Origin of the sequence: Shewanella profunda (assembly GCF_023283765.1) — a bacterium.
Taxonomy (GTDB): domain Bacteria; phylum Pseudomonadota; class Gammaproteobacteria; order Enterobacterales; family Shewanellaceae; genus Shewanella; species Shewanella profunda.
Genome location: NZ_JAKILG010000005.1, coordinates 110693 through 128542 on the forward strand (window position 1 = coordinate 110693; position 17850 = coordinate 128542).

15 protein-coding genes, 1 pseudogene and 1 riboswitch are annotated in these 17850 nt (G+C 49.4%); of the genes and pseudogenes, 5 read left to right on the forward strand and 11 right to left on the reverse strand.

What is annotated here, in order from left to right:
- Positions 1-86: 86 nt before the first annotated feature.
- A riboswitch (TPP riboswitch) is annotated at positions 87-185 on the reverse strand.
- 166 nt (positions 186-351) lie between these two features.
- A complete protein-coding gene (locus tag L2744_RS04540) occupies positions 352-1596 on the reverse strand; it encodes a hypothetical protein (protein ID WP_248990805.1) in 1245 nt (414 codons plus the stop codon).
- Between the two features lie 499 nt (positions 1597-2095).
- Here L2744_RS04540 and trhA point away from each other — a divergent pair, with 499 nt between their 5' ends.
- Entirely contained in the window at positions 2096-2779 is a 684-nt protein-coding gene (gene trhA / locus L2744_RS04545) for a PAQR family membrane homeostasis protein TrhA (RefSeq protein WP_248990806.1), read from the forward strand.
- Positions 2780-2840: 61 nt separating this feature from the next.
- Here the strand turns inward: trhA and L2744_RS04550 are convergent.
- Together L2744_RS04550 and L2744_RS04555 are read right to left on the reverse strand one after the other, a co-directional pair.
- Positions 2841-2984 (reverse strand): annotated as a pseudogene (locus tag L2744_RS04550) (DTW domain-containing protein); the annotation flags it as partial.
- A gap of 354 nt (positions 2985-3338) precedes the next feature.
- Positions 3339-4388 (reverse strand): DNA-binding protein, encoded by a 1050-nt coding sequence (locus L2744_RS04555; RefSeq protein WP_101566853.1) that lies wholly within the window; start codon positions 4386-4388, stop codon positions 3339-3341.
- A 204-nt stretch (positions 4389-4592) separates the two neighbouring features.
- Here L2744_RS04555 and L2744_RS04560 point away from each other — a divergent pair, with 204 nt between their 5' ends.
- The 3 genes from L2744_RS04560 (at position 4593) to L2744_RS04570 (ending at position 7323) form a co-directional block, all read left to right on the forward strand.
- A complete protein-coding gene (locus L2744_RS04560) occupies positions 4593-5606 on the forward strand; it encodes a tyrosine-type recombinase/integrase (RefSeq protein WP_248990807.1) in 1014 nt (337 codons plus the stop codon).
- Between the two features lie 26 nt (positions 5607-5632).
- A complete protein-coding gene (locus L2744_RS04565; RefSeq protein WP_248990808.1) occupies positions 5633-6388 on the forward strand; it encodes a helix-turn-helix transcriptional regulator in 756 nt (251 codons plus the stop codon).
- 74 nt (positions 6389-6462) lie between these two features.
- Complete coding sequence (locus L2744_RS04570) at positions 6463-7323, forward strand: sterol desaturase family protein (protein ID WP_186507490.1); 861 nt, start codon at positions 6463-6465, stop codon at positions 7321-7323.
- 66 nt (positions 7324-7389) lie between these two features.
- Here the strand turns inward: L2744_RS04570 and lspA are convergent, their stop codons facing one another.
- From lspA to L2744_RS04605, 7 genes are all read right to left on the reverse strand, one after another.
- Positions 7390-7926 (reverse strand): signal peptidase II, encoded by a 537-nt coding sequence (lspA, locus tag L2744_RS04575; RefSeq protein ID WP_140907663.1) that lies wholly within the window; start codon positions 7924-7926, stop codon positions 7390-7392.
- Between the two features lie 4 nt (positions 7927-7930).
- Positions 7931-8251 (reverse strand): P-II family nitrogen regulator, encoded by a 321-nt coding sequence (locus L2744_RS04580; protein ID WP_105934546.1) that lies wholly within the window; start codon positions 8249-8251, stop codon positions 7931-7933.
- A gap of 78 nt (positions 8252-8329) precedes the next feature.
- Positions 8330-11470 carry an efflux RND transporter permease subunit gene (locus L2744_RS04585; protein WP_140907665.1) on the reverse strand — a complete coding sequence of 1047 codons (3141 nt, stop codon included), beginning with the start codon at positions 11468-11470 and terminating at the stop codon, positions 8330-8332.
- A 74-nt stretch (positions 11471-11544) separates the two neighbouring features.
- The gene (locus L2744_RS04590) at positions 11545-12486 is read right to left on the reverse strand and encodes an efflux RND transporter periplasmic adaptor subunit (RefSeq protein WP_140907666.1); all 942 of its coding nucleotides are present in this window, start codon (positions 12484-12486) and stop codon (positions 11545-11547) included.
- A complete protein-coding gene (locus tag L2744_RS04595; RefSeq protein ID WP_140907667.1) occupies positions 12483-13823 on the reverse strand; it encodes a TolC family protein in 1341 nt (446 codons plus the stop codon). The genes L2744_RS04590 and L2744_RS04595 overlap by 4 nt, the downstream gene beginning before the upstream one ends.
- 83 nt (positions 13824-13906) lie before the next feature.
- Positions 13907-14263 carry a hypothetical protein gene (locus tag L2744_RS04600; protein WP_037431561.1) on the reverse strand — a complete coding sequence of 119 codons (357 nt, stop codon included), beginning with the start codon at positions 14261-14263 and terminating at the stop codon, positions 13907-13909.
- Between the two features lie 191 nt (positions 14264-14454).
- Positions 14455-15354 (reverse strand): cation efflux transmembrane domain-containing protein, encoded by a 900-nt coding sequence (locus L2744_RS04605; RefSeq protein ID WP_011711494.1) that lies wholly within the window; start codon positions 15352-15354, stop codon positions 14455-14457.
- A gap of 77 nt (positions 15355-15431) precedes the next feature.
- On the opposite strand from L2744_RS04605, the gene cadR reads away from it, so the two are divergent.
- Entirely contained in the window at positions 15432-15839 is a 408-nt protein-coding gene (gene cadR / locus L2744_RS04610; protein WP_025265560.1) for a Cd(II)/Pb(II)-responsive transcriptional regulator, read from the forward strand.
- Here cadR and L2744_RS04615 read toward each other — a convergent pair.
- A complete protein-coding gene (locus L2744_RS04615; RefSeq protein ID WP_105935173.1) occupies positions 15817-17805 on the reverse strand; it encodes a cytochrome c/FTR1 family iron permease in 1989 nt (662 codons plus the stop codon). The genes cadR and L2744_RS04615 overlap by 23 nt on opposite strands.
- Positions 17806-17850: the final 45 nt, after the last annotated feature.

Sequence of the window (17850 nt, forward strand, 5' to 3'; positions counted from 1 at the left end):
CTCAATAACAATTAAATCTAAACATTTAGGCTTGAAGCACTGCTGAGTAAACAGGTGTTAAAGCCGTCCATTTTCACGATTTAATGTGTGTTATTACGCTTGTTTCCTTCGCAGGTATTAACCTGATCAGGTTCAACGGATCCCGAATAAACGGTCTCAGCCAAGAGGCACTCCGACAAGATGAGTGCGCAGTATAGACAGAAGCGGCAGCAACAAACAAGGGAAAAAGCAATTTAAAAATCAGGATACAGTCAAAACAAAAGAACTATAACAATTTGTTTTTAAATGATTTAATTAGTAAATATAATATACATCTTACTTTGTGTGAAAATAAATCATTTCAAAAGATCGCTATTTATAGGGCTTTAGCATCATTTTATTTAATCGAGATTGGATGGCATCATCAATAGCTTGATTGATTTTTTTGCCACTGCAGTCAAATGGGAAGCCTAAATTTTCGGCGTAAGGATTAACTTGAGTGCCGACTTGTACCACTCGATAACAAGTATCACCCTTACGAACAATACGATTTGGATCTATGGGTAAATCTAAACTCGTTGGGCCACTAAAATCATCGGCGTTAGGGACAAATAACACTTCCATCTCTGGGCTCATTTCGCTCATATTCGATTTCCGTGTGAATTTATCCGCCTGTTCAATCACGAGATCATCGAGCGCTTGTTCTCGCTGACGTTCAAAATATTGCTGGGTGAATAAACTCATGCTTGAGCTTGTCGCCATTGTGCTTTCACCTTTTTCTACAGGCGAACTTTTAGCGCCAAGCTGCGGCTTAATTTCTGTGGCATCAAACGTATTCGTAGGCTTTTTTGCAGTCGCTCCAGCGGGTTCTACTTCACTAATGGCACTCGACTGAGTGATGTCCGGTTTAACAGTATCTGGCTTCACTTTTTCCGGCACTACTTTTTCAGAGACGGCGTTTTCAGGCATGATTTTTTCAAGCATTGGTTGAGGCTTAACTGGAATTTGAGGTGTGGGAACAGGTATAGGCGCAACAGAACTTGTCGCCTCGGCCTTTATCTCAGTTTCAGGTGCAGCGGTTTCGGCCTTCTCTACTGCGGGAGCATAAATAAAATAAGCTTTGAGCGCAGTCACTTTAGGGCCACGACTGTCTGTTGTCGTAAATCCAAACGGATTTAACTGTGGCCGCCACAATAAGTAGATCAGTGAAAATAAACACACATGCACTATGAGTACAAAAAACAGCAGGCTAAAACCTTTATAATGAAACGCTTGGCGAGCACGCAAAAATCCCCAGATCCCCAGCCCGAGAGCACTAGACTGTTCAGCTTTTGATCTCTGTTGAGTTTGAATGTCAGATTGAGCTTGGGTCGGGTTGTAAAGCTGAACCGATAAAGGGCTAGCGTCACAGTTCAATACTGACAGCTCCACATCGGCAGCTAATGCTGGCTCCAAGGGATAGTCAAGGTTACTAAGATGATGGTCGAACGCGATAACGGCTTCATCTTCCGATAACGTTGCTGAAATAAAAAAAGCACTATCAGCATCTCCAATACCTGCCGAGGTAGGACAAGTTGCAAATAAAGGCATATTTTCGGGCTGAGGTTGAAAAGGCAAAATCCATCCTTAGGTTTTATGTAATATAAATCGATATTGAGATGACGCTGATCAACTTGAATCGATTGCTCTTTATGTTGATATTAGTGACTTGCGAGTGTTCAACGCAAATTAGAGGAGACAAACAGGGCAAAGTTCAACACTTATGCAACAAAGCTCAATGCTTACTTCAGCGCAAAGTGCCACAACAAATTTCAAGCTGATTTTGCCTCGCAGCCAAATCAATACTCTGTAAGATACAAGTTATAGAGATAAACAAGACTGGGAATTTAGATACTATTTAGAGCGAAGTTAAACGGTTTCTAAATCTATAAGTGGCTCAAGCGGATAAAAGATGAATGTACAAGCTAACTTAGATTAAAAGTCCGCGTAAAAATCTAAAAGGTCAGCGTGAAAAAATCTTCACTATATTTAAGCTTACAATTGTACGCTGAAATATGGTGATTTATTTTCCTAACTGATAGACTCAGTCATTATCGTTTGCGGGTGTATATCTACCATGTCGAGTCAAAGTGTTATCAAACAACAAAATACAGCACAAAACGAGGCTAAATATGGGCTGTACAGTGTCAAAGAAGAGATTGCTAACAGTGTATCCCATGGCCTAGGCGTCATCGCAGGAATTGTGGCATTAGTACTGATGTTACTAAAAGGGCAAGATCACCTAACGCTGATCCAACTTACGGGTGTTGCCATTTATGGTGCAAGTATCATAGTGCTTTTTCTATGCTCTACCTTATACCATAGTGTCACCCATTCAGGCTGGAAGCATAAACTTAAGATCGCCGATCACTGTGCGATTTACTGTTTGATTGCAGGCACTTATACGCCTTTGATGTTGATCAGCTTGCAGGGCACACAATCGACGGTAATTTTGACGGCAATCTGGTCATTGGCTCTCGGCGGTATTTTATTTAAAACTCTGTTTATTCATAAGTTCAAAAAGCTAAGTCTAGTGCTGTATCTTGCAATGGGTTGGCTATGCGTGACTATCATAGGTGATTTAACCTCATCTATGTCAGAGCTTGGATTTAACTTATTGATCTTAGGCGGACTATTCTACACCTTAGGCGTAATTTTCTATGTGGGTAAATGGATTCCCTTTAACCATGCGATTTGGCATCTGTTTGTATTGGGAGGCGCAATGAGCCATTTTTTTTGCATTTACTTAACTGTTATTTAAATACGGATGTTCAAGCAGATAAATCTTATCCTCTAAGGAGTCCAAACGCTTTGCTGAGTGCTCAATTACGGATATTGAGCGCTGTAAATAATGATGTTAATTCTGTTGCTTGATTTTCATAGCCCGCCTGTTGCCAAAGGGCAATAATACACTCCGCAGTGCAAAGCCCTCCCTCCAGCTGATTGCGCCTTAATACAAAGGCGGAGCCACTTTCCCTATACGGACCAGCGGGGGCATTTGAACGAAAACCTACGGTTTTGAATCCTGTGGCACCCTCGTAACCGTAGGTTTTCGTTTGATAGCCGTTAATCCCTGTATTTGAGGTTCGGCTGCATTCGGCCGGTAAAAGCGTTGAATTTAGCCACAAAACCTATAACACATTGATAATATGTAGGAATATCAATATTCTTTTTCCACCTGACGTTGGTCGAATCGATGCTTCTCCTTGGCCTGCAGGGTCTTGTGGAAGAACCGACAAATTTGCCAAGTTTGCTCGTTTAGGGGCTGGCAACGATTTCTGCATTTGCAGCCAGACGATCAAAACACATCCATTAAATCGTTATAGCGAACTTTGAAGCTGTTTAAACTGCCCTTGGATCACTGCTTTTTCCTGAAGAATCACCTTATTCTCATCGGTCAGAAATGCCACTTTATCCTGGGCGGTTTTCAGTTCGGCTTTGGTGGTCTCCAGTGCGTGGGATAACACGGCCACTTGCTTATCGACATCTGCTTTCTGAGTGGTGAGCGCGGCCATGTTTTCCGACAATTGCTCATTTTTATGCTGGTATTCCCGGCACCTTGTCACGGCTTCTTCATACTCGTGTTCCAGGTTCTGGATATCTTCCATCTTTGCGTTCAAGTCGCTATTTAGCGCCGCATTGGCCCGTTTTAATTCATCGGCATTTCGTTGTAACTGCGCGTTGATGTCGAATAGCTCGGACGCTCTCGACTCAGTCTGTGCGAGCCGGTGTTGCAGATCCTGAATCTGATCATTTAACCCCTGGTTAACTATACGGAACTGTTCGCGCTCCTGCTGGCGGTCTTCGGCAGTGCGCTGCTGGTAATGTTCGAAATGATCGCGAATATCCCGGTTTTCTTGCCTGAGTTCACTGACACTCTCCTTCAAGTCGTTGGCTCGCGTAAGAGCTTCGTCCCGCTGAGACTCGGCCTTTGCCAGCCTGACGCGTGCGTCTTCCAGGGACTTGTCTTGCAGGCTTTTTTCCTCGGTAATTCGTGCTATCTGGTTCTCAAGGTCCCGTTGTCGGGCAGTAAGTTGCGCGATGGTGTTGTTGGCATAGGTCAACTCTGTGCGGAGTTCTTCCTTTAAAGTCTCGAATTCCTGGCGAGCTTGTTCGATACGGTGGTCGGCCATCTGCTGTACCCGCTCATGCAGGGACTTTACCACCTCGATGAGGTCGTTCGGCAGTCCACTGACATCGGCCGCCTCCCCATTGTCTGACCGCCAACGCTTGAGCAATGGCGCGATGGTGCTTTTGCTGCCGGTGCCCAGATGCTCGCGCACCCTATCCACCGTGGGTTCCTGGCCATGTGTTTTAATGACTTCAGCTGCTTTAGCGATATCGTGATAAGTGACTCCGGCACGGGCCATGGTGATTCCTCTCGGATTATTTAGTAACATATTACATAACACGTAATATAACATTGTATATGTGTTTTTCAAGATCGCTTGAATTCAAGATACTAACCACCGATAATCTACCTTATCGTAGGTTAATGGATCTTGACGTAAATTTTCGACTTGTAACGCCGGTACATAGCCGCCTTTTGAGCGACATCGAAGGAAATCCTATTCATGAACAACAAACCGCCAAAACCGGCTAGCAACTTGCCATTACGTAATGAGGAATCGACCCTGATTGAACGTCAGGAAGCCGAATCATTGCGGCACTACCTCCAGGCAGCGACGTCCGACAACACGCGCAAAGCCTACCGCTCGACCATTCGCCAATTTGAAAAATGGGGTGGTCGCCTGCCCTCGGATCGGGATACTGTCGTGCGTTACCTGCTGGCCAGAGCCGAATCGCTCAACCCCCGGACCCTGGATCTGCACCTGACCGCCATTAGCCAATGGCACCATTACCAAGGGCTCATCGATCCGGTAAGCGATCCGTTGGTCCGCAAAACCATGGAAGGCGTTCGTCGTACTCAAGGCCAACCCAAACGCAAAGCCAAGGCATTACGTTTGGAGCACATTGCCCAGATGGTGAATCACTTGCGGCAACTGCCTGACACCAAAAAGAAACAGCGGGATATCGCGCTGGTGTTGACCGGCTTTTTTGGCGCCTTTCGTCGTAGCGAATTGGTGGCCATTCAAATCGGTGATCTGGTGTGGGAACCAGAAGGACTTCTCATCCGGCTGTCTCGTTCCAAGACCGATCAACAAGCCATGGGCTTAGTGCGAGCATTACCTTTCGGTGCACCAGGCTGCTGTCCTGCTATGGCCATGAAGAACTGGATAGAATTGGCTGATATCAATGAAGGTCCGGTTTTTCGTCCCGTTAACCGTTGGGATAAGGTTCAACCCAAAGCACTGAATCCCGGTGGCATTAATCAATTACTCAAGACTCTGGGGAACGCCTGTCAGTTCGATTTCGTGCCGGACTTGAGCAGCCATAGCTTTCGGCGTGGCCTCTCTACATCGGCAGCGAGGGAAAAAATCGACTTTGAGTTTATTAAGAAACAAGGCGGCTGGAAGAGCGACGCTACCGTATGGGAGTACATCGAAGAAGGACAGCAATTCACCAATAATGCCTCATTTATCCTCCTAGAAAAGTTGCAAGCGCTTATAGACAGTCAACTACAATGAAAAGCTGCCTTTGTAGAGATAGGGTAATGATCACAACAAATACTTTAGTGAACCCATGGCACGGCTCAGTAGCGATAACACCAGGTATCGGTGCGTTCCTTGGCGAGTCAGGAGACAATAAGCCCCATAAACATTGGGCGCATCAAATCGCGATCGGTTTAGATGCAAACGTTGAAGTCATTTCCAGCGAAACACGGCACAAAGAAAAGGGGTTATGGATACCGGCTGGAGTTACTCATCAATTGATAATGGCCGAGGTACTGTGTATTTATATCGATCCAACCCATGATATTTGCAAAGCCTTGCTGCCTCACATAAAAAATCCGTTGATGCAACCCATTGGGACACTCCGTGAGGAATTCAATACGGCGTGTTTATCTCGCTTTACTGCCACGGAAAACCTTTCATTCGAACTGGAGGCTTTCGAGCGTCACTACCGGCACGATCAAACATCTGATCCAAAGAGCAGATTGAGCCACATTTTAAAAGCATTACATGCCGAAGCCATGGATGGGCGATCAATCTCTAGAGCCGAGTTGGCAAAGAAAGTTCGTCTTTCCCCAAGTCGTTTTTCCCACTGGTTTTCCGAAAGCACCGGCTTACCTTTACGCAGCTATAAAAAGTGGTTAAAACTATTAACGGGGTTTGAGTTATCACGCCAAATGTCACTCACTGATGCGGCAATTGCATCGGGATTTTCCGATCAGGCCCATTTCTGCCGGTCTGTTACCGAGGCTTTTGGTGTTTCCCCGGCAGTTATTCAACGGCTTTTGTCAGAATAAACAGCACTTTCGTTCAATGTGGCTACGTGTAAACATGAGATGCTGAACACTCTCAATCAGCGAGGAGTGTTAAAATGATTCGTAGCATAACGTGGTTGGTTAGGCTCCTGTATTTGCCGTTGTTTTTGCTCGTCGGAAATGGCGTCGCTATCTATCTTGTTGCCGAGGGTTACAACCAAGGTTGGCTGGTATTTTTGATCTTGGTATTTATAGGAATTTCCTTCGCCACCGAAAAACTGACACCCTATGATCGTGCGTTTAATGAACCGCAACAAGATCAGCGACGCGATCTGCTTCACGCCTTTATGAACGAGTCACTTAATGTTATTGGCGTTGCTGTACTCCCGTTATTTGGTGGCTTGCTGGTCTTGGCACCGATATGGCCTTCCGGGTGGCCGCTGGCTTTCCAGTTACTTTTGGCGATCCTCATTTCTGATGTTGGCATCACCCTGGCGCATTTTGCCAGTCATCGCCTCTCTTCACTGTGGCGCCTTCATGCCGTTCATCACAGCGTAAAACGGCTATACGGTTTTAATGGTCTTATGAAACATCCATTGCATCAATTGATAGAAACCGTCGCAGGAACGACACCATTGCTCTTTGTAGGAGTGCCACAAAATGTCCTGATGTTGTTGGTGGTTGCAGTAGTGCTTCAGTTACTATTGCAGCACTCGAACGTGGCGTATTTTACTGGACCGCTGAGGAGGGTTCTCGCAATCAACGCGGTGCATCGTTTCCACCACTTAAATACGGCAGAAGAAGGCGATGTGAACTTCGGGCTTTTTACCACCTTGACGGATCGCTTGTTGGGAACGGCTTATTTTGACTCTGAACGAACGATCGGTACTAAAGATCTTGGTATCGCTTCAACGCCGAATTATCCAGCTGACTATTGGCAACAGTTGATGCAGCCTTTTCGACGGGACAAGACATGAGGTTATTTAGTAATTGATAAATCCGAGAACACGCTCCACATGCCACAGCGGGAGCGTGTTCTCCACTTACCTCATTCCTTTGTTGTTTTCATGGTCGCTGTTATCGCCTTCATCATGAACTTGATGATTCCTACTACCTATGGTACTCACAATAAAAATACATACCCCTATGAATATCGCTGTATCAGCCAGATTGAATGCTGGCCAATGAGAATAGCTCCAGTGAAAATCAAGAAAGTCCACTACCGATCCACGCCATACACGATCAACCAGGTTGCCCAATGCACCACCAAGCAGCATCGAATAGCTCGCCGCTTCAAGCCGGGTTGGACGCCGCCGCATTGTCCAAACCAACCAAACCGATACGCCAGAGGCTAATGCAATAAAGAAATAGCGTTGCCAGCCACCAGCATCAGCTAGCAAGCTGAATGCAGCCCCAGGATTCATCATGTGTACAATATTAAGAATTGAGTTAATCTCCACGCGCTCACCGTACTCTATCGTACGCTCAACGGCATACTTACTCGCCTGGTCCATCAGTAATATCAAACCGGAAAGACACAGCCAACCACAAAAGGTGTTTGTCGGGTTAGAGTTCGCCATGAAGTTAATTTTCTTTTCCTCCAATCGGTAGCGCTTGCTCGACAGGGGTGACGTATACCCAACCGGATATGTTGGGTCCGATTTTCCCGGTTTTGCGTATGATAGCCGTCACCTCATCCACCTGATTGTCATCACAGACCAGAGATAATTGTACTTCTGAGATAACCACGCCAGCTTCGGCAGAATAGGCCAATTCCCGCTCCCCGAGGGGCTTCAAAGTACCCTTGATGTCGAGTAGCGATAGGTTTTTGTAACCCGCGTCACGCAGTGCGTCGATGACATCAGCGGACCGAACGTGATGTATAAAAGCGGTAATTTGTTTCATGTGAATACTCCAAAAAAGTGTCGTCATTGCTGTTGGATGGATCGCGACAATCGGTTGGGTGCCGCGATCCTGAGGGTGTCACTGAGCGATCGGATCGCCGTTGTCATCAATCTCTTTTGGCTTTCGCCAAGCCAGTCGATAAAGGCCGGGAAGTACCAATAGAGTGAGTAACGTGGATGAGATAATGCCGCCGATGACTACCGTGGCCAGTGGTCTTTGGACTTCTGCTCCAGTGCTGGTGTTGAGTGCCATCGGCAAGAAGCCTAATGCAGCCACCAGAGCGACCATCAAAATCGGCCGCAATCTCAACATGGCGCCGCCCTGAATCGCCTGCTCGACGGATTCACCCCGATTGAGCTCATCTCGAAAGGCCGACACCATCATGACCCCCGTCAGTACAGAAACCCCGCATAAGGTAATAAACCCAACGCCGGCTGTGATCGAGAGGGGAATATCTCTTAACCACAAGGCGATAACGCCACCGGTCAGCGCCAGCGGTACGCCACTGAAGACCAATGCCGCATCTTTTGCCGAACCAAAGGTCATCATCAACAGTGCAAAAATCATCACCAAAGTGACGGGGACAAGCAGGCTTAACCGCTGCGAGGCCGATTGCAGTTGCTCAAAGGTGCCTCCATACTCCAGCCAATAGCCGGGCGGCAATTTCACCTGCTGCGCAACTTTGCCCTGAACTTCAGCCACAAAACCACCCAAATCACGACCGCGAACGTTCGCGCTGACAACCAGTCGCCGCTTGCCGTTTTCGCGAGAGATCTGATTAGGTCCAGGGGCCAGCGTGAGACTGGCCACTTCCCGCAGCGGTACGTAGCCGCCCTCTGGCAGCGGTATCGGCAAACGTTCCAACGCGCGCAAGTCGCCCCTTATGCCCTCGGCCACTCGCACCACTATCGAAAACCGCTGGTCGCCCTCAAAGATCAGGCCGGCCTCTTCACCACCCGTGGCGGCGGCGACTACGTCCTGCACATCGGCGACATTCAAGCCATAGCGATACATGGCTGAACGGTCGGCATTAATGGACAGAATAGGCAAGCCGGACACCTGCTCGACCTTAACCTCTTCGGCGCCCTCAATACCGTTCAATACCGCCGCGATTTCGCCGCCCGATTTAAGCAGTTGCGTCAAATCGTCACCAAACACCTTGATCCCGAGATCGGAACGCACACCTGAAATCAACTCGTTGAAGCGAAGTTGGATCGGCTGGCTGATCTCATAGGCATTTCCCGGCAACAACGTCAGTTTCTCACCAATTTCTTCTAACAGCTGCGCTTTGGTTTTATCAGAATCGGGCCATTCACTGCGATCCTTGAGCATGACATAGCCATCGGAAATGTTGGGTCCCATGGGGTCACTGGCAACTTCGGCCGTGCCGACGCGTGCGAAGTAGGTTTTGACTTCACGGATTTCCAGCACCGCTTTTTCCAATTGAAACTGCATATCCAGAGATTGAGTGAGACTGGTACCCGGTATTCGCAGCGCCTGGATGGCAATATCGCCCTCATCCAGATTCGGGATAAATTCCGTACCCATCCGCGTTGCCAGTGCGCCGACCAAAACCACAAAGATCAGGGCCGCAGACAATACGAGTACGCGAAATTTGAGTGCCCACGCCAAAACCGGGGCGTAAAACCGTTTGGAGTGGCGAACAATAAAATTGTCCTTCTCCTCGATATGCCCCGTCATAAACAGCGCCACGGCGGCAGGGACGAAGGTGAGTGACAGCACCAACGCAGACAGCAAGGCCATGATTACCGCCATGGCCATGGGCGTAAACATTTTGCCTTCCACGCCCGTCAAAGCCAGGATGGGTAAGTTCACCAGAATCACCACTAACACGCTGATCAGACTTGGTGTAAATACCTCGCGGGTGGCCGCAAACACCGTCTGAAGGCGCTCGTCCAGTTTTAAGGTACGCCCAAGATGGTGTTGCCGCCCGGCCAAGCGCAAGATACAGTTTTCGACAATGATCACCGCGCCATCCACAATCAAGCCAAAATCGAGTGCGCCCAAACTCATCAGATTGGCACTGACCTTGGTTTGCACCATGCCTGTCATCAACATCAACATTGACAAAGGGATCACCATTGCGGTGAGTAAGGCCGCCCGGACATTGCCGAGCATGACCAGGAGCACGACGACAACCAAAATCGCGCCTTCGACCAGGTTGGTCTGTACCGTGGAAATGGTTTTATCGACCAGTACTGTACGGTTATAAACCGGCTCTGCAACCACGCCTTCGGGCAGTGTTTTGTTGATCTCCAGCAACTTGGCCGACACCGCTTGGGAAACCGTCCGGCTGTTGCCGCCCAGTAGCATGACGGCGGTACCCAAGACCGTCTCCTCGCCATCGAGCGTCGCAGCACCGGTGCGCAATTCCTTGCCGAATCCCACCTCGGCCACGTCAGCCACGGTTATGGGTAGGCCGTCACGACGGGCGACGATGATTTTTTCGATCGCCGGGATGTCAGCTACCTGTCCGGGGGCACGAATCAGGTATTGTTCGCCATTTTTTTCGATATATCCGGCACCGATGTTGGCGTTGTTTTTCTCCAATGCCGCCACCAGATCATCGAAGCTGAGCTGGTAGGCCAGCAGTTTTGACGGTTCTGGGGTGACGTGGAACTGCTTTTCAAAGCCGCCAATGGTATTGACTTCGGTAACACCTGGAACCAGGCGCAATTGCGGACGTATCACCCAATCCTGCAAGGTGCGTAAGGCCGTCGCATCATACGGCTCACCATTTTCCATCAAGGCGCCCGGTTTCGCATGCACCGCATAGTGAAAGATTTCACCGAGGCCTGTGGCAACGGGTCCCATCGCCGGATCGATTCCCGAAGGCATCTCGCTTTTCGCCTGCTGCAAGCGCTCGTTGATAAGATTGCGGGCAAAGTAAATGTCCGTGCCTTTTTCAAACACCACGGTCACCTGAGACAGGGCATAGCGTGATATCGAACGGGTACTCTCAACATAGGGCAACCCCGTGATCGCCAGTTCTACCAGGTAGGTAATGCGTTGCTCCACTTCCAGCGGTGAGTAGCCTGGGGCTTCTGTATTGATTTGCACCTGGACATTGGTGATATCGGGTACCGCGTCAATGGGTAGCTGCTGATAGTTCCAGACACCCAGGGCGCCCGTTACCAGCACCAGAAACATCACCAGCCAGCGGCGTGCGATGGAAAATTGAATGAGTTTATCGATCATCACACACTCCTTCGTTGAGCGGCGATAGAATGCTGCTCCGGCCGATGGAATCCAGAATGTCTTTCAGGGAGCTATTAATCATCATCGCCAACCTCCCCTTTACCCAATTCCGCTTTCAAAATAAAACTGTTTTTGCTGACATACACTTCATCTGCGGACAGACCTGCCACCACTTCGGTTAGCTCACCGTCGGTTCGCCCCAAAGTCACTGTACGTGCTTCAAAACCTTCCTCACCCCGAACAAAAACGACAGGGTTATCCTCGACGATTTGCAAGGCTTCGTTGCGGATCACCATTGGAGCGGCTATTTCGGCGCGGGTGATTTGCGCGTTGACAAAGAGACCGGGTTTCCAAATGCCATTCGGGTTGTCGATCAAAGCGCGCGCCATAATGGCCTGATTACCAGTTTGGCCAAGCGGCGCAATATAGATGATTTTTCCCTCTGCGATATGGGTCGAATCGAGACTGAGAATGCGAACCCGCTGGCCTAATTCAACCTGAGCAACATCCTTGGGAAAAACCGACAGCTCCACCCAAACCGTTGAGAAATCCTGTACTACCAACAACGGGATATCCGTAGTGTGCTCGCCAGCGTTTGCATTCCGCTGGGTAACGGCACCATTGAGTGCGGATACTATCGAATAGGTTTTCAGACTTTCATTCGCTTCCACAGTCACCAGGGGTTCGCCTTTGCGAACCGGATCACCAACACTTTTTTTAACTTCCCGAATAACGCCGTCGAAGCGTGCCGTTACCGACTGTACACGCTCTGCGTTGGTGGCGACGACGCCATATACTGGCAAAACATCGCGGATGGTGCCCGAGGTAACGGTTGCCAGCGTAATGCCGGCATGTTTTATCTGCTCCTGGGTCAGCTCGACGTGGCCTTCTTCACCGTGCTCTTCCTCTTCTCCGTGACCCGTCTCGGCGAAAGTTTGTCCAGACAACAGGGTGATCGCAAAGCAACACGTAATTAGACGGATAAATGATTTTTTTAACTGGGTATTTGATTTCATTGTGGGGTTCCTGAAAATGTGTTGTCTTCGCCATACTGTGTCAAGGCCAAGGGCTCTGCTGTTAGCTGCTCAATTTCTGCACCATAGGTTAAGGCGGCTGCGGCCGCTTCGATCTGGGTGCGCCTGGCGCTCAATAATTCCTGCCGCGCGCTGACATAGTCGAGATACCCGTAGCGACCGCGTTGATAGGCCGCCTGAGTTTCTACCAGGGCCTGCTCAAGGGCGGGAATGATGGCGGTGCGCAGTGCCTCTACCGCGACAATGGCTTGTTTGCGGTTGTGAAAAGCCCGGAACAGTTGCGTGTGTAGATCCAGCAGCATTACATCGCGCTCTGCCAACACCTGATTTTTTTCGGCCAACGCGGTCGAAACGGCGCCGACATTTCGCTTGCCGGAAAACAACGGCATGCTGAAACCCGCTACCAACGCGGTGTCATCGGTTTCCTGCAAGCGACGAACCCCCACCGACCAACTGATATCGGCACTGGATTGGGTTTGAGCAAGGCGTATTTCTGCTTCTTTGAGGCGGGACTCTGCTGCGAATACTTCTATCGCAGGATTTTTTTCAACTTTGGCGTACAACAGGTCGAATGCCACGTCCTCGCCAAACTGGAATAGATCACCTTCCACTTTGTCAAAGTCCGGTGAGGTTACCCCCCACAGGGCAGACAACGACACTTTCAAATAAGCAAGCCGTTGCTGCTCCGAAAGCAAAGCGAGCTTCGCTTGCTCGGCAGCGGCCTGTGCCCGTTTGACTTCCGCCTCGGGTGTCGCTCCCGCCGTAGCCCGCTTTTTCACAATGCGTAAGCTCTCGCTCGCCAACTGGGCGGCCTCGCCAGCCAGGGTGACCTGCTCCTGTGCCGCTAGCACATCGACGTAACGGCGGGTGACTTCGCCCAATAAGGCCAAGGATTCCACCTGTCGGCTGGCATTGAGCACCGACCGACTGTGGGAGATTACGCCTTGCCGTGCCGCGCGCTTATCCCCCATTTCGATGACCGAAGACAGCGCAATGGTGAGTTCAGCACCACCTGCACCGCTGAAGTCCCCAGTGCCCCCGACATTTTCAGCGTCAAATCCCAGCTCATACGCCGGTCTTAACCCGGCTGTTTCGGCCTGCCCTTGAAGGGCTGCGTAGCGGTAGGGAAAAACTTTCAAAGACGGGTTTTGTGACAGGGAGCGCTGCACCGCATTGGTCAGCGTGATCGTTGAGTCCCCAGGCTCGGCGCTAAGCCCCGACGAAGAAATGAAAAATAATAAACTGAACAGAATACATCGGCTTTTGATATTCCTCCGCCCCAAAGCGCCAGAACCCGGCGCAGTACGTATTGATAGCATATGGTAGATCCTACTTATTTAAGATAATTCAAACCGCGCGTTGCAACGATAACGGCAACACAGAAAAAACATAATCGGTAAAATCAGGCGATTGGAGGGCGGTACAGCGACGAGGATGGGGCCTCGGGAATGAGGGCTTGAGAGTCGTTATGCAACGAATGTTTATGCAAAAAGTTTGGGTGAGTCAGGTTACCGGATAAATAGACATGGCAATGGCAGCCATGGTGATGGCAATGAAACAGGCAGTCAGTGGACATATTCTGATCAGTGGGATCAGTAGCGGTCGAGCTATCCAGTACTCCCGATGATGAGCCATCGATGAAATCAGAGGAATAAGGGGCTGTATCCGAATAATTAATGGGATGCACGTCAGCCATCGCTGTCACTGATTGCAGTGCAATCAAGAGTAACAGCAGATAAGACAGTGCTTTTCGACTCATAAACCGAACATAACCCCAATGAAATGGAATAAACTGCGAAGCAGTCCACCCTTGATTACGGATTCAATCCCCGATTGTCCCAGCGCCTTTCGTTTACCTGTTATCCGCTTATCAAAGCGAGCCAGGTCGAGGATTTTTATTGGCGAGTTATCAAAAAAAGACCATTGCTTGTTGTTCATATTGTGCTCGGCTCAGGACTTGAGCTGCAAGATACGGCGCGCACCATTCAACACAATCAAACCGATGATAAGGCCAATCACCAAGTCTGGATAACGTGAGCCCGTCCAGGCCACCAATCCACCGGCAAGGATCACCCCTAGATTGGCAATCACGTCATTGGCGGAGAAAATCCAGCTGGCTTTCATATGGGCGCCGCTATCCCGGCTTTTGGCAATCAACAGCAGACAGGTCACATTGGCCGCCAAGGCAACAAGCCCGAAGCTCATCATCAAAGTGGAAACCGGTTCACTACCCAATACTAATCGCCTTACCACCTCGCCCAAAGCGCCCAAGGCGAGAATGATCTGAAGCCAACCGGAAAAATGGGCTGCACGCAACTTCATCCGCACACTGTGCCCTACGGCATACAGCGCCACGCCGTAGACGGCGGCATCAGCGAACATATCCAGGGAGTCCGCAATCAAACCAGTGGATTGCGCCCACCAGCCGACAGTAATTTCAATGACAAACATGATGCCATTGATTGCCAGTAGCCACTTGAGAATGCCAGCTTCTCTTTCTGCCTCCTGTTTTGCAGACGCCTGCGCACGGGCGATGGACTCGCTGGCGACGGGCATTGTACTGACAAGTCTCGCGCCCAGACCGACTGATTGCATTCTTTTTTTAATAAGGTCAGCGTTATCACCATGGTAGACACTCACCTTGCGCTTGGGGGTATCGAATTCCAATGTGACTTTAGGATGCACACTGTCCAACGCCATACGGATCATGCCTTCCTCTGAAGGACAGTCCATCTTGGGGACATGATACTCACTAACAAAGCCGCCATGAGAAGCGTCGTGTACTTCGGCAATTTGGGGAGTGTTCTCCGTCGCGTTATTTTGGCAATTGCCACCGCATGTGGTCGTCATAAAAAACCCTTGTTCTATCCAAGGTGGGCAGTTTAAACTCTATAGTTACTATAGAGTCAAGCACAGAGATTGAATAAATGAAGATTGGCGAGCTGGCAAAAAAGACGGATTGCTCGGTGCAAACTATCCGTTACTATGAAAAAGAACAGTTGCTGTGCACGACACAGCGTAGTGACGGCAATTTTCGACTTTACGATGAAGCTGCTGTCGAACAGCTGCTATTTATCAAGCTCTGCCGTAACCTGGATCTCAGTTTGTCCGAGATCCGCCAGCTACTCACATTAAAACGCTCACCGGGTGCGCAATGTGATCAAGTCAATCGCATGATGGATACGCACATTCAACAAGTGGAAACGCGCATTCAGGAGCTGGTTCAGCTGCGCGAGCATTTGAAAGTACTTCGCCGCAGCTGCTCCAGTGAAAGGACGATCGAACAGTGCGGCATCTTGCAAACGTTAACCACTAATCAGCATCAGAAGCGGTAACACTTACGCGCTTGAAATCGGACGCCTGTGTTATCGGCGGTGATGTTGCGCGTTTTGATTTGGATAGTATTAAAAATACCAGGTAAACCAGAAGTACCGAAAGTTGCGCAAGCACGCCTTGCCAGGTGGATTTGACGCCAATCCAGTCAATCTCAAAACTCACAGGTAATGGCGTCATACCGATGATGGCCGCCTCCTGTAATGCCGACACAGCTTTGCCCATCAGGACAAATGCCAGCGCTAGCAGCAAGTAGGTGGTGGCTGAAAAGAATTTGGCGATCGGCAGCTTGACGGAAAAGCGAATCAACACCCACGCCAATATGGCTAACAGCAACAAACCGAGCGCAAAGCCACCACCAACAGAAGAATATTGGGTTGATACCGCCTGCGTTAACAGCGATTGATAAAATAATACGGTTTCAAACACCTCCCGGTAAACCGCCACAAATGCCAACGCCACCAGCCCCCACAAGGTGCCAGACTTAAGTTGGGTATCGACATGTTGCTGAATGTAGGCTTGCCATTGTGCAGCCTGGGTTTTGCTATGCATCCAGATCCCAACATAGAGCAGTACCAACGCGGCCAATAAAGCGGCAATTCCCTCCATGATTTCACGATTGGCACCACTGATCGTGATCAACGATTGAGCGGCGATCCAGGTGGCACCACCGGCAAGTAATGCCGCAATCCAGCCTATGTGGACATATTTAAGCGCATCCCGACGCCCGGTTCTTATCAAAACCGTCGTTAAGGCAATGATAACCAGCAATGCCTCCAGGCCTTCGCGCAACAATATGACCAGACTAGCAGTGAATAAAGTTCCTTCGGACAAGGTGGACTCTGATAACAAACGTTGTGCGTCATCCAACAAATGCCGCGTCTCCGCCATTAGCGCACCCAATTCTCCGTTTACGTCGGGGCGGCTGGTCAATTGTCGTAGTGCCATCATGTTGGACTCGATGGATTGGCGCAGTGCTTTGTCATGCGCATCGAGGCTGTTTTCAATCAGTTCAAAACCGTCCAGATAAGCACTGACGGCGAGTTCACTTGCGGTTGAAAAATCTCCCTTCTGATGCGCTTTTTGGGCGGCTTGAAGTCGATTCCATGTGATTGCCAAGGGATCTTGGGATGCCTTGAATAATGCCGAGGGGTTAGCGCGTAAACTCTCCAAAGCTTGTAGGGTTATATCAGGGCGTGCTGCTGCCAGTTGCAGTGGGTTGTGATTAATCAGCTGCAGTTTGGTAATATTCAAATCATTGTGAGTAGGTTCGCTGGATTGAAAAGCGAGTCCACCGACATAGAATGCCATTGACCAACGCTCTTGCTCCGTTAGTTGTTGAAAAGATGGCATGGCGGTGTCGTCAATGCCATTGGTAATGGCGTCGTATAAACCCAAAATTGATCGATTTAATGCCCGCTCTTTATCGGTAAAGTCCGTGGGTGCGGGATCGAGTTGTGCTGCCAGCACTCCGTCACCTTGACCAGATACTCCATGGCAAGATCCGCAGTTAGTCTCAAATACCGGCCGGATTTTTTCTTGAGGTAATATCCGTTCCGGCAGGGATAAATGTGGCATCAATCCCAACAATGTGCCGCGTAGGCTGGCACTCATTTGACGGATCTCATCAACACCTTTCTTATCATGGATGGCCCTCTGCAATGCCATTGCTTGCACTGCGAGTGACTCTGCATCAGCAGTGGCGGCCAGCGAGCTCTTGCTAACAATCAGTTGTGAAAACTCCACCATCTCCTGATATTCATTGTCATTAATTACCTGACCGTTTTTCACCGCTTCGGCATAATCAACGCCTATGTATTCAGCGAGCTGTGCCAGTTGCCGGAGTTGAGTAACGTTGTCTGGGATCTCAGCTTCATTCGCCCCGGCAGATAGAGAAAGTGGCAGCATCAGAAATATGATGGCATGAAGGGTGGCTCGTTTCAGGCGTTGCAATCTGCAATCAAACATCTCGGTGTTCTCTTATTCATGAATCGCTAATGATTATTGATCGCA